The sequence below is a fragment of the Flavobacterium psychrotrophum genome (assembly GCF_003403075.1).
In the GTDB taxonomy this organism is placed as follows: domain Bacteria; phylum Bacteroidota; class Bacteroidia; order Flavobacteriales; family Flavobacteriaceae; genus Flavobacterium; species Flavobacterium psychrotrophum.
In genome coordinates this window covers 3,050,086-3,064,139 of sequence record NZ_CP031557.1, presented here as the reverse complement: position 1 = coordinate 3,064,139, position 14,054 = coordinate 3,050,086, and the positions used below count along the sequence as shown (strand labels likewise).

The 14,054-nt window shown below is 41.0% G+C and carries 8 protein-coding genes; 7 read left to right on the top strand and 1 reads right to left on the bottom strand.

From position 1 onward, the window contains the following. Window positions 1–2 precede the first annotated feature (2 nt). A complete protein-coding gene (locus DYH63_RS13100; protein WP_116789235.1) occupies window positions 3–1,181 on the top strand; it encodes a BT3233 family polysaccharide utilization protein in 1,179 nt (392 codons plus the stop codon). Window positions 1,182–1,250: 69 nt separating this feature from the next. Here DYH63_RS13100 and DYH63_RS13095 read toward each other — a convergent pair whose 3' ends face one another. Next, window positions 1,251–2,744: a glycoside hydrolase family 43 protein gene (locus tag DYH63_RS13095; protein WP_205528249.1), complete on the bottom strand. Its 1,494-nt coding sequence runs from the start codon at window positions 2,742–2,744 to the stop codon at window positions 1,251–1,253. 182 nt (window positions 2,745–2,926) lie between these two features. On the opposite strand from DYH63_RS13095, the gene DYH63_RS13090 reads away from it, so the two are divergent. The 6 genes from DYH63_RS13090 to DYH63_RS13065 all read left to right on the top strand — a co-directional run bounded on the left by DYH63_RS13090 (window position 2,927) and on the right by DYH63_RS13065 (window position 13,947). Beyond that, entirely contained in the window at window positions 2,927–5,464 is a 2,538-nt protein-coding gene (locus tag DYH63_RS13090) for a glycoside hydrolase family 38 C-terminal domain-containing protein (RefSeq protein WP_116789233.1), read from the top strand. Window positions 5,465–5,486: 22 nt separating this feature from the next. Further along, window positions 5,487–6,860, top strand: coding sequence for an SGNH/GDSL hydrolase family protein (locus DYH63_RS13085; RefSeq protein ID WP_116789232.1), 1,374 nt, complete (start codon window positions 5,487–5,489; stop codon window positions 6,858–6,860). A 1-nt stretch (window position 6,861) separates the two neighbouring features. Then, a complete protein-coding gene (locus DYH63_RS13080) occupies window positions 6,862–9,168 on the top strand; it encodes a GH92 family glycosyl hydrolase (RefSeq protein WP_116789231.1) in 2,307 nt (768 codons plus the stop codon). 5 nt (window positions 9,169–9,173) lie between these two features. Beyond that, window positions 9,174–10,004, top strand: a complete 831-nt coding sequence (locus DYH63_RS13075) for an alpha/beta hydrolase (RefSeq protein WP_116789230.1) — start codon at window positions 9,174–9,176, stop codon at window positions 10,002–10,004. 74 nt (window positions 10,005–10,078) lie between these two features. Continuing rightward, entirely contained in the window at window positions 10,079–11,119 is a 1,041-nt protein-coding gene (locus DYH63_RS13070; protein ID WP_116789229.1) for a LacI family DNA-binding transcriptional regulator, read from the top strand. 203 nt (window positions 11,120–11,322) lie between these two features. Further along, on the top strand, window positions 11,323–13,947 hold the full coding sequence (locus tag DYH63_RS13065) for a DUF5005 domain-containing protein (RefSeq protein WP_116789228.1): 2,625 nt from the start codon (window positions 11,323–11,325) through the stop codon (window positions 13,945–13,947). Window positions 13,948–14,054 lie beyond the last annotated feature (107 nt).

Genomic DNA, 14,054 nt, shown 5'->3' with positions numbered 1-14,054 from the left:
ATATGAATTACTTAAGGCGGGTTTTATGTGCAGGTATCATTGCATTATCGGTTGGGGTTCAGGCTCAGGATGCAATTACCGTGACTGTAAAAAACACCCTCGATTTTGAGCGAAATGAAGTAATAGCAGTTCCTGTAAAAAGCCTGAAAACCTTTTTGAGAGGGAAAAAGGAAAAGGATATCCGTATAAAAAACAGCACAACAGGAAAACAGGAGCCTTTCCAATGGATAGATTATGATGGCGATAAAAAGAATGATGAAGTATTATTGCTTGCAAAAGTGCCGCCGCATGGTTTTACCAAATATGTTTTTGTAGTAGATGCTGCGCTGCCTGTAGCAGAAAGCGAACTAACCACCTATTCCCGTTTTGTACCTGAGCGTACAGACGATTATGCCTGGGAAAACGACCGTGTAGCCTTTAGGGTATACGGCCCTGATGCGCAAAAGCGTTTTGAGGAAAAGCGTGAGAATGGTACCTTAGGAAGTGGTATCGACCTGTGGCTGAAGCGTACAGATCAGCCTATAATCAACAGTTGGTATAAAGGTTATATTTCAGACCCTATGTACTATCATACTGACAGGGGAGAAGGGTATGACCCTTATCATGTGGGCGCGAGTCGCGGTACGGGTGGTACCGGGGTTTGGGATAATGAAAAGCTACTGGTTTCTAAAAATTTTGTATCATATAAAACCATCGCTACAGGGCCATTACGCACTATTTTTGAACTTACGTATGCGCCGTATAGTGATTTTAATATTAAAGAAACCAAACGTATATCTTTAGATCTTGCTACTAATTTTTCTAAGATAGAAGTAAGCTACAATGCTGAAAAGCCCTTGCCAAATTATACGGTGGGCATTACGTTGCACAAAAACGAAGGGACAACTTTTATTAAGCAGGAAGAAGGTGTTTTTGCCCATGAGGAAAAAATTGATGGGGCTTTTCTTGGCGAAGCACTTTTAATGGATCCTGATATAGTACAAAAAGCTTTTGCTCATAAAAGTAAGGAGGCAGACCAAAGCAACCTGCTTGTAGTAACTAAACCTGCAAAAAAACTAACCTATTACGCCGGATTTGCATGGGAAAAAAGCGGACAGGTTAAAGATGCCGCAGACTGGGAAGGGCAGCTAAAAAAACAAGCTGAAATAATTGCCAATCCGCTTCAGGTAAGTGTGAAATAATATTTTTTGGAGATAAAAGTAAACCGCGGCAGGATTTCCTGCCGCGGTTTTTTATTTTAATACGATTCGTTAATTGTACTTAACACTAAATGTGTCAAATACTGCTTCTTCATTTACATCTCCTTTAAAATGTAATCCGGCACGCGGGCTTCTGTCCCATTGCGGTAAAAAGTCTATTGAAGTAGAAGAGGACAATTCAATCCACTTATTTTCATCTTTATAGAATGCCTTACAGGTATGGTCAGGCGAAGTAATCAGCTTAAGCTGTGTCGGATTTTTTGTGTTTATAGATCCACTTTCTATTTCAGAATAGATATTATCTTTCACTTTCCAGAATGTAATGTTGTTTCCTGTAATGCCTACACCTATAGCGGCATTGGCATCGCCATAAAAAACCAGTCCTTTTAAAGCATTGTTGTAGTTTGTAACTGTAGCCTCCATTTCAAAAATGTCTGACTCAGGCCTTACCGTTAATGCAATGCCCGAAAGGTTGCCTTCTTTGCTACTGCCTGTGAGTGTTAATTTGCCATCTTTTTGTTTTATGATTGGTGTGGCATGCCTAAAATCATACTGCCAGTAAGGGTTAAGTTTTTTACTGCCGAAACTATCGCTAAATCCTTTATCAGGTGTATTCTTAAAAGGAGTAGCCGTTAGCACAGGCCAGCCCTCTTTTTCATTCCACGATAGTTTAGAAAGCAAGCCCTGCCTGCCGGTAAATACTATACTTTTCTTATTATACGCATGGTGCAGGTAGAACATTTGGCTGTTGTCATCTGTAGTAAAGGTGCCATGACCAGGACATTTCCATTGTTCACTTTCCTGTAGTAGTGGGCTGCCCTTATACTTTTCGAAAGGACCTGTAATATTTTCAGAGCGTGCCACCCGCACCTCATAGCTGCATCCACCACCGCAGCATCCGCCGGCAGCGTAAAAAAGATAATACACACCGTTATGCTTTAAAATGCTCTGTCCTTCCATGCCTATACGCTCATCATCTTTTAATAGCGAAAATATTTCGCCTTCCATCTTCAGTCCGTCACTGTTCAGTTTACTGCCTAATAGTTCTATTGGCCGGTTGTCAAGCCCGTAGGCTTTAAAGGTTATATATAGTTGTCCGTTATCATTATATACAAAACCGTCTATAGCTTCCTTACCATATGCCACCACAATACCACGGTCTGTAAATCCCCGGTAAGGATATTTTGAAGTAGCTACACCAATACATGAAACATTATCAGACTTTCTGCGTGCTGTATAATATATATAATAGGTATTATTGTGGTAAAAATATTCAGGTGCCCAAAACGAACTCGAAGCCCATTCGGGTAACGTATCAAAGGCGTAGCTTTTTAGCGTCCATTTCTTTAAATCGTTAGAAGTGTAGATAGGGAAGTAGGGCGCCCATTCTGATGAGGTGCCTACGGCGTAATATGCTTTTCCGGCATGGATAATAGAGGGGTCGGCAAAGTCTCCTGCAATCGCAGGTGCGGCAATATTGTCCTGGGCATAAAGTCCTGTTGAAAAAGTAAGCAACAAGACAGTTTTGGCGATAAATATTTTCATTTTAAAAATTTAGTTTAGCTAATTGTAAAAGTAATTATTTATGATTAAAATTTGCTAAAACGTTTTGTCATTTCGATATGTTGAAAATAATGTAAAAATTATTTCATTATTTGTTGCTAAATCGTTTTATTATTTTTTAATTTGCTAAACACTTATTGTGCTCACCCTACTAATTTTTTGAGATGAATATTAAGAGGCTTGGTATCTTTTTCCTGTTTGCAACTGCCCTGGTAAAACCATATAATGCAGTAGCACAACAAAAGGCATATTTTGTAGATGGTTTTCATGGGGGCATTTGGGGACATTACCCAGAGGGCTATACAAAATATATCATAGGCCAGATTAATGAACATCCGGGCTGGAGGGTAAACCTGGAAATAGAACCCCAAACCTGGGAGAGGGAAAAGAAACTTGATCCTGCTGCTTATGCAGAGTTACAGCGACTGCTTGCCGTAAAAGGCAGTAGTGCTAAAGTAGAGTATGTAAATCCTGCTTTTGGGCAGAGTTACTTTTTTAATACATCGGGAGAGAGTATCATCCGCCAGTTTTATTACGGCATAAAAATGCTCAGGCAGCATTTTCCGGAAGCTGAGTATAAGAGTTATTCTTCTGAGGAACCCTGCTATACCAGTGCGCTTCCGCAAATACTTAATTCTTTTGGTTTTAAATACGCGTCATTAAAAAACCCTAATACCTGCTGGGGTGGTTATACCCGCGCCCACGGGGGTGAATTGGTGTATTGGACAGGCCCTGATGGGTCGCGTATACTTACCGTGCCCCGTTATGAAATTGAAAGCCTTAAGCCCGGCAGTACATGGGAAACTATAGCCAGCGGCAATTCGCCGGAGTATATAAACAATGCTTTTGATTATGGCATTAAGCAGCCTGTGGGTATGTGCCTTCAGGATGCAGGCTGGGAGTGGGGCCCTTGGCTAAAGGGTAAACAATATAAGCCAAGTATTTACACTACATGGCGCAACTATTTTGAAAATATAACCGATACATCGGGTAACGTACCGGAATGGAAATTTACCCAGGAAGATGTGCAGGTAAGCCTTGTATGGGGTTCGCAGGTATTGCAGCAACTGGCTCAAAATGTACGTGTTGCAGAAAATAATATCGTTCAGGCAGAAAAAACAGCCGTGATTGATTTTATTGCAGGTGGAAAAACATACCCGAATGATAAAATTGATAATGCCTGGGAGCAGCTTTTACTGGCACAACACCATGACTGCTGGATAGTGCCTTACAATGGCAAACCCGGTAATACCTGGGCAGATATGGTTAAAGACTGGACAGGTGTTACTAATAAAGTAAGCGATGAAATAATTACAGGAGAAGCCACAGCTGATTCAAAATACATAGTAGTTTATAATACATCGGGCTACAGCCGTGCAGATTATGTTACGTTAGAAGTGCCGGAGGCGTTTAACTCTACTGGTATTTCATTGCTCGATAACAAGAAAAGCCTTGTAGCAGATGTAGTATCAGATAATGATAAAACGTATCTTAAGTTTAAGGCTGATGTACCTGCATTTGGCTATAAGGTTTTGAAGATAGATAATAAAGCTTCCGCAAAAAAAACGGCGATTACTTTTAAGCAGAAAAATGACATTACTGAGGTTGAAAGCAAACGCTACAAAATTACATTCGATGCTAAAAAGGGAGGTGCTATAACCAGCCTTATCGCCAAGGATCTTGATAAAAAAGAGTTTGTAGATGAAACTGCTGCCGGTCAGTTTAGTGGACTGCAGGGCAATTTCTATAATAATGGCGGCTCAAAGAACACCTATACTGCTCCTGCCCAGATAAGGGTTAAAGCACAGGGTGAGAATTTTATTGCTGTTGAGGTAATTACAGAAATCCTAAGCACTAAAGTAACCAAAACCATAACGCTTACCAATGATAACCCACGTATCGATTTTAACCTTAAGATCGATTGGAAAGACAATGTAGGCATTGGTGCTTTTGATCAATACAAAACTAAGGCAGAACCTGCCACGAAAGCATTCTATAATGATAAAGAAAAACTGGTTACCCTGTTTCCTTTAAATTTAAAAGGGCAGCGCATATTTAAGAACGCACCGTTTGATGTGCTGGAAAGCCAGCTTGATGATACATTTTTTGAAAGTTGGGACAGCATTAAAAACAACATCATTGTAAACTGGGTAGACGTGACTGATAATGATGGTAAATATGGCTGCGCACTCTTTACAGACCACACCACGACCTATACCCACGGTAAAGATTTTCCATTAGGGCTTAACGTACAATTTTCTGGAGCAGGGCTGTGGGGCAGGAACTATACCATTGATGGCCCTACCGAAATAAACTACGTACTGGTACCACACAAAGGGAACTGGAAAGATGCCGGCATCTGGACACAGAACCGTAATGCCGAAGAACCACTGCGCGCCAGGCTGGTAACTGAAAAGCCTGCTGTTAGTGAAAAATCATTGTTACAGCTTTCTAAAAAAGGATGGGAACTTGTATCGGCAGAAAAAAAGGAAGACGGATTATATATCAGGATATTTAATGCCGAGGGCGATGCCACTCCGGGCAAGGTAAGTTTCGGGTTTAATCCCGGTAATGCCGGCCTTGTAAAGTTAAACGGAGAGACCGAAGGCAGCCTTACTGTAAAAAAATCAGGTACTGTTTATGAAACAGAACTGGCCATACCGCAATTTGGCTTCAGGACAATAAAAGTATTACAACAATAACAAGATACACACATCACATAATATGAAAAGAATATTTTTAAGCGTTGCCATGCTTTGTGCATTGTGCGGCAGCGCACAAACAGCAGAGCCGTTTAAAGCGGGAGATAAAGTTGCATTTTTAGGAGACAGTATAACCGAAGCCGGTTTTTATGAATATTACATCTGGCTGTATTATATGACACACTTCCCGGATATGCGTGTGGAGCTGATGAATGTAGGTATTGGTGGTGATACTGCCGAAAAAATGAATGCCCGTTTTGAAGGAGACGTGCTGCGCCTTAACCCGAATAAGGTAGTACTTACCTTTGGCATGAACGATAGTGGCTATTTTGAATTTTATAAGGACGATGCTAAAGAAACTGCCAAGCAAAGGATAGCCAATTCTCTGAAAAACTTTAAGGAGATGCAGCAAAAGTTTAAGGCTAATCCGCAGATAACGCCTATTATTATGACGGGTTCTCCGTTTGACCATTCGGCTAAGCTGGAGTCAAATAATTTTGACGGTAAAAAAGAGGCGATGGAAGAGATCGTAGCTTTTCAGTTGGCAACAGCTAAAGAAAATAAATGGCAGTCTGTAGACCTCTATCACCCTATGCTGGAGCTTACTGAGCGTGAGCAGAAGAAAGACCCAAGCTATACCATTACAGGGTCTGACCGTATACACCCGGGTAAGCCCGGACACCTTGTTATGGCGGCTACGTTTCTTAAAGACCAGGGGCTTGCAGGCCAGCCGGTTGCTGATGTAGCCATAGATGCTGCCAAGAAAAAAGTAACCAAATCTGTCAATGCCACAACAAATATTGTCAGCACTTCAAAAACAGGTATTAAGCTGGAGTATGAGGCAAAGTCACTGCCGTTTCCTATAGATTCAATCTCTACTATGTGGGGTAACGACCATAAGCAGAGCGAAGCATTGGCGGTATATCCTTTCCTGAAAGAGTTTGACAGCGAGACGCTAAAAGTGCAAAACCTTAAAAAAGGAAAATACGAACTAAAAATAGATGGCGGAAAAATAGCAACCTTTACGGCAGAACAGCTTGCAACGGGTATTAATATGGCAGTACTGCCTACACCACAGTATAAAAAAGCCCGAGATATTATGTATCTTAACGACCTGCGTGCTGAAACTGAAAATAAGCTGAGGAATTATTACTGGATGCAGTTTAATTATTTCAAAGAAAAAGGCCTGCTGTTTGCCGATAGCCAGGAAGCATCAGACTTGGCGGCAAAAGAAAAAGAGGGCTGGATACCAAGTAAATCGCAGACTTATCATGCAATGAGGTTTAAGGAAGTAAGAAAAATGTATGAAGACGACATGAAGCGTATTACCGATATGATCTACACAATGAACAAACCTGTAAAACATACTATAGAACTGGTTTTAGCTGGCGAATAACATGAAAAAACTCCCGATACTTTTTATAGGCGCGTTACTTGCAGGTTGTGCCGGTAAAACAACAGTTGCAGAGCGTCCTTCGGTTTATGTAAACCCATTTATTGGTGCGAGTACCAGTGTGGGCGATGCCGGTATTTACCACGGCCTGGGTAAAACCTTTCCCGGGGCAGATACCCCTTATGGTATGGTGCAGGTTAGCCCTAACACCATAACAGGTGGAGACAATGGCTCAGGCTACAGCTCAGAGCATACCACCATAGAGGGGTTTGCCTTTACACAAATGAGCGGTGTGGGCTGGGGCGGCGACCTGGGCAACTTTTTAGTAATGCCCACAATTGGCCCTTTAAAAACCAGTGCCGGTACAGCTGAAAATCCGGAGGCGGGTTACAGGTCAGGTTACGATAAGAGTTCAGAAAAAGCTTCTGCAGGATATTATAAAGTAAAGCTTACCAAAAGTAACATTATAGCCGAAGCTACGGCAACACCGCACAGTGGAATGCTACGTTTTACCTTTCCTAAAAGCGAAGCATCGAGAGTGCAGATAGACCTTGCCCGCAGGGTAGGGGGTACATCAACATTACAATATGTAAAAGTTGTTGACGACCATACTATTGAAGGATGGATGAAATGCACGCCCGATGGCGGTGGCTGGGGCAATGGCGAAGGCAAAGGAGACTATACCGTGCATTTTTATGCGCAGTTTAGCAAGCCGTTTAAAAGCCACGGTCTTTGGTCTGCCGGGATACCGGATGGGCCAAGGAAACTTGAAAATGTTACGTCTAAAGAATACCAGGAGCGTATAGCCAATGCTAAGATCCTGCCGGGAGAAAATGAAAAAGAAGGTAAACACCTTGGGTTTTATGCCGAGTTTGCAACTAAGGAAGCAGAGCAGGTAGTAGTTAAATCGGGTATATCATTCATCAGTATTGAGAATGCGAAAGAAAACCTTGATGCCGAAATTAAAGGCTTTGATTTTGATGCCACCCACAATAAGGCAGCAGCTTTATGGGATGCATCATTAAATAAAATAAAAGTTACGGGTGGTACTGAGGAAGAAAAGAAGATATTCTATACAGCCCTATACCATACACAATTAGATCCGCGTGTGTTTGAAGACGTAAACGGCAGCTACATAGGCGGAGATTTTAAAACACATACATCTAAAGATTTCACCAAGCGTACCATTTTTAGCGGGTGGGATGTTTTCAGGAGCCAGATGCCGCTGCAAACCATTATAAACCGCGAACTGGTTAATGACCTTGTAAACTCGCTGGTAACACTGGCTGATGAAAAAGATAAAGATTACTTGGAGCGCTGGGAGTTTTTAAATTCCTATAGTGGCTGTATGCTGGGTAACCCTGCGGTATCGGTAATTGCAGATGCTTATAATAAAAACATCAGAGGATATGATGTAGAAAAAGCATACCAGCTGGCTAAAAACAGTGTCAATAAATTTGGCAACCAGGAAAAAGGTTATACTCCGGGCAACCTTGGTATTTCATATACATTAGAGTATGCTTATTTTGACTGGTGCGTATCGCAAATGGCTACTGCTTTAAATAAAAAAGCAGATGCAGCCGAGTACCTGAAACGCTCAAAATATTACAAAAATATTTTTGATGCTGAAAAGCAATGGTTCCGCCCGAAGGATGAAAACGGTAACTGGTTTCCGTGGCCTGCAAAAGGCAGGCTGGAGCAGTGGTACGGCAGTATGGAGAGTAATGCCTACCAGCAGGGATGGTTTGTTCCGCAGGATATAGAGGGCATGGTACAGCATATGGGCGGTACAGATAAGGTAATAGATGACCTTACAAGTTTTTTTGAAAACGCCCCCGATAATATGATGTGGAATGATTATTACAATCATGCCAACGAACCGGTACACCATGTGCCATTTTTGTTTAACCGTTTAGGCAAACCATGGCTTACCCAAAAATATACCCGTTTTATTTGCAGGCAGGCTTATAAAAACACAGTAGAAGGCCTTGTGGGCAATGAAGACGTAGGACAGATGTCGGCGTGGTATATACTTGCAGCATCGGGCATTCATCCTATAGCGCCGGGCGATACCCGATATGAAATTACAAGCCCTGTTTTTGAGGAGGTAACTTTAAATGCCGATGCAGATAATGCTTTTACCATAAGGGCAGTAAATAATAACGACAAAAATGTTTACATACAATCTGCTAGATTAAACGGCAAAGTATATGATCGTTGTTATATAGATTACAGCGAAATAATAAAGGGTGGCGAACTCATTTTAGAGATGGGGCCGCAGCCTAATAAAAGCTGGGGAATTTCAAAATAAAACAAATGCTTAATAAAATTATAACACGTTTTAGGGCGGGGGCAGTAGTACTGCTCCTGCTTTGTGGTTTTACTGTTTTTGCTGCAAAAGTAGACACAGTAGATACCTACAGTAACAGTATGCAAAAGCATATAAAGGCAGTAGTAATTACGCCGCAAAAGTATTCGCGAAAAATCAAATACCCCGTAGTATATCTACTGCACGGCTACAGTGGAAACTACGGTGACTGGGTTAAAAAAGTGCCTGCCATTAAAGACTATGCAGACCGTTATAACATGATTATTGTATGTGCAGATGGTAATTATAACAGCTGGTACATAGACAGCCCATTAAAGCAGGACTCAAAGTATGAAACCTACATAGCATCAGAACTGGTTAGTAGTATTGATGCCAAATATAGCACCATTGCTAAAAAAGAAGGCCGTGCCATTACAGGCCTTAGCATGGGTGGGCATGGCGCGCTGTATCTTGCGCTAAAGCACCAGGATGTATACGCATCTGTCGGCAGTATGAGTGGTGGGGTAGACCTTAAACCTTTTGAAAAGAACTGGGAGCTTAAGGAGTATGTAGGCGATGAACCTTCTTATATCACAGCCAGTTCAATGTATAGTGTTATAGATATGGTATCGCTATTTAATGCAGGCTCTCCAAAAATTATTTTTGAGTGTGGTACAGACGATTTTTTTTATAATGCCAATGTGCAGTTGCATGAAAAGCTTGCTGTCAGTAAGGTTCAGCATACTTTTATATCAAGCCCCGGGAGCCACACCTGGGAGTTTTGGGCGAATGCCATACAGTATCAGTTGCTTTTTTTTAACAATCAATTTCAGAAATAGGTAACTTTACCAAATTATTTTTGAATAAATATTAAGTAAAGCAGGACACAATCCATGCTTTAAATTTCAAGTTTATGAAAAACAAACGTGTATCAATTAAAGATATCGCAAAAGAACTAAGTGTTTCGGTAACAACCGTTTCTTTTGTACTTAACGGTAAAGCAAAAGAAAAACGCATATCTGATGAGGTTACCCAAAATATTTTAGACTACGTAAAAAAGGTACATTATAAGCCCAATCAGCTGGCACAAAGCCTGCGTACGGGTGAATCGAAAATCCTCGTTTTTATGGTCGAAGATATTTCTAACCCGTTCTTTTCTAAACTTGCGCGTATTTTTGAAGACTCTGCTTACAAGCACGGATACAAGGTTTTGTTTTGCAGCAACGAGAACCAGGATAATAAATCGCTTGAGCTTATCGACCTGTTTAACGACAGGCAGGTAGATGGTTTTGTAATTATTCCGTCTCCGGGTTTACAGTCGAAACTTAAAACACTTCAAACCCAAAATATTCCTATTGTACTATTAGACAGGTATTATGAGGGTATGGATGTAGATTATGTGGGTATCGATAATCAAAAGGCATCTGTCCAGGGGCTTGAACACCTTACTGCAAATGGCTTTACCAATCCGGCGTTTATGTCGATAGATGTTACACAAACCCAAATGCTGGGCCGCCTTAACGGTTACAAAGTATATGCAGATGAGAACGGGATGCAGCAAAACATACTACTGCTGCCTTTTGAACTGGACACGAGCGAAACAAGCAGGGAAAAAGTAAAAGACTTTTTTATTGAACATCCGAATCTGGATTCTATACTATTTGCAACAAATTATCTTACACAGTTGGGCATGGAGGTATTGCGTAAGCATTTTCCTGAGCGTATAGAAAAACTTGGTATCATTACCTTTGACGATAATGAGCTTTTTACTATTTGTAATCCATCCATAACCGCTATATGCCAGCCTCTTGAAAGTATGGCTAAAGAAACCATGAACCTTATGCTGAAATTACTGAAGAGTAAAGAAGAAAACGAGGGATATGAGTCTAAAATATTAAATACTACTCTTGAAACAAGAGAATCTACTTTGCCGCTAAACCAGCGAAAAAATTAAGATTTGATATTATAATGGCTTTAAAATTTGGAAGTTAAAATATTTTAACTAAATTAGCTAAAACGTTTTAGTGATTTTAATAAAATCACAGTCATTTCCCAATACAATTTTTTATTCTAGACAAAAACAACTGTGGGGAAAATTACAGCCTGATTACTAAAACGTTTTAGTGAAATTAATCGTTTAAATAAAAAATCAAATTTATGAAGCAGCGTTATCTTTTTGCCCTTGCTATTGCATTTGTTTTTGTATGTAGTGGCTATGCCCAGATTATTTCAAATGGTGGTTTTGAAAACGGAGTAACTTCCTCATGGAGTAATTCCTTTTCAAGCGGACAAGCCACTTTTAGTTCAGAAACAACCGAATTTAGGGAAGGTACTAAATCGCTAAAAGTTGTAGTTACCCAGGCGGGTAGCACACAGGAGGCTATAAAATCTACAAATACAACTTTTACAGATACCCCTAAAGACACATACCTAGTAAGATTTTGGGCGAAAGCCAGTGCCGATGCCGATTTGTATGTTTCGGTAGCCGGTAATGAAACCCAAAAAGTACACTATAAAATCAGACCGCACTGGAAGCTGTACCACCTGCCGTTTAAAACACTCTCTACAGCGCTTACCCTTAACTTTTTCTATCAAAATGCGGCAACCTATTATATTGATGGGGTAGAAATATTAGACCAGGATAGCGGCGTTATTGATGTAGAGCAAACCTTTAAATGGAATGCCTCTTATGCTGCCGGATGGGGCTGGACAGCAGGCGATAATGATATTTCGTTGCAACTACCTGACGGAAGGATAGCTTATTTTTTCAACGACTCGTTCTATGGCACAAATGATATTACAGACAATGAATTTCACAATTCCGGTGCAAAGTTCTTGCGAAATGCAATGGTTGTGGAAGAAGCTGACGGACTGCTTCACAGCAGGTATTCCGGTAGCCAGAGTACTACAACACGCTATTTCGAATCTATAGAGGCATCGCCCAGTCCCGGAGTTGACAACTTTTACTGGGTAGGCGACGCAATACTCGACCAGAATAAAATACTGGTTTACCTTGTAGAACTTTTAAATGAAAGCGCAGGAGCTGTTGCCACAAACAGAACATATGTAGCAACGCTTTCTTATCCGGGTCTTGTGCTGGAAGGTATTACCAAGCAACAAAGTTTTACAAATGGCTATGAGTCTTTTTTTAAAGACGGTAATTATATCTATTTGTATAAAACAATAAACGTGGGCACCTGGGACAGGTATACACACGTAGCCCGTTGTGCTAAAGGCGACCTGTTGGGTACTAAAGGTACCTGGCGTTTTTATAATGGCAGCACCTGGGTAACCGATGTAAGCCAGTCGCAATCTGTAAATCCTGTTGGAGCAGAAAGCTTTATCAAACTGCAAAAAGGCAATTATGCCCAGATATCTATGCCGGTACTAAGCAGGGATGTAAAGGTATCTTTTGCACAAAGCCCTCAGGGCCCATGGACTACAGCGCAAACAATTTACACCATACCGGACGATGAGCAATACTGGTGGTACCTGCCTAACATACACCACCAGTTACCTAACGGTAAATTCCAGATATCATACTCTGTAAACTCATGGGAGGGGTGGAGTGATGCCTGGAAAGATAAATTTTGGTATAGGCAGCGCTACATCCAGACTGACCTTCTGGGGCTCTCGCCATATACCAGCAATACCGGGGCAGATAACCTGGCGCTGAACAAAGCAGTAACGGTTTCGGGCACTTATGGTACTAATCAGGCCAGTTATGCGGTAGACGGCACTACAGCTACCCGCTGGGAGAGCCCATACAGCGACCCTCAGTGGCTATCTGTAGACCTGGGGGCATCATATGAAATAAACCAGATAAAAATTACCTGGGAAACTGCTAAAGCCTCAGCTTACCTTATCCAGGTTTCGCATGATGGTACTAACTGGCAGACCATCAAATCAATAAAAAATAATGCTGACGAAGTTAATAATCATGCCGCCTTGGCCGATATAGCACGCTATGTGCGCATTTATGGCACACAACGCCCTACAATATGGGGCTATTCTATTAAAGAACTGGAGGTGTATGGAACACCTGTAAGTAATGTTGATATTACTGATCTTGGCGGGACTATTACATCGCAGTATAATGATTCTCCTGCTGCCGAAGTAGTGAGCAAGATTATCGATAATAGCAGTGCCACAAAATATCTTACGTTTCATGCTTCGGCATATGTAACTTATGAGGGTATTACAAGCTACATACTAAACAGCTACAGCATTACATCGGGTAACGATGCGCCGGAAAGGGATCCGTTAAACTGGACACTGCAAGGCTCTAATGATAGCTCGGCATGGACAACGATTGATACACGTACTGGCGAAGATTTTGCTTCACGCACCCAAAAAAGGACGTTTACATTTACCAATAATAAAAGTTTTAAATACTTCAGGCTGAATATGACCAATAATTCCGGTACTACATTACAGGTAGCCGAAATAGAATTATTTGGCTATGCGGCACCTATTATTGCAACAGGTTCAGGAATGAGGATGGCAGCACCGGGTGCAAATGAAAGTATTGCAAGGGCAGGCGCAAAGCCCTATCCTGTACCGTTTACTAATGTTGTAAATATTCCGTTAGGAAATACAATTGGAGAGAAACTGGTAGCGCTTTATGATATTACAGGTAAACTCATGTTTTCTGATAAAACGACTAAGGAAGATTATTTCGAACTGAATACTTCAAATATTTCACAGCCGTTAAGCAGCGGTATTTATATGGTACATGTAATTTCTGATACGGTTAATATATATCGTGTTATCAAAAACTGATAATGAGTTTTTAGACCAAAATGGCTTAATAAGATTAAAGTTTCTCTGCTTTACTTGTTGTAAGGCAGGGAAATTTATCTGTTTATTATTTGGTGTATAATTTTAGG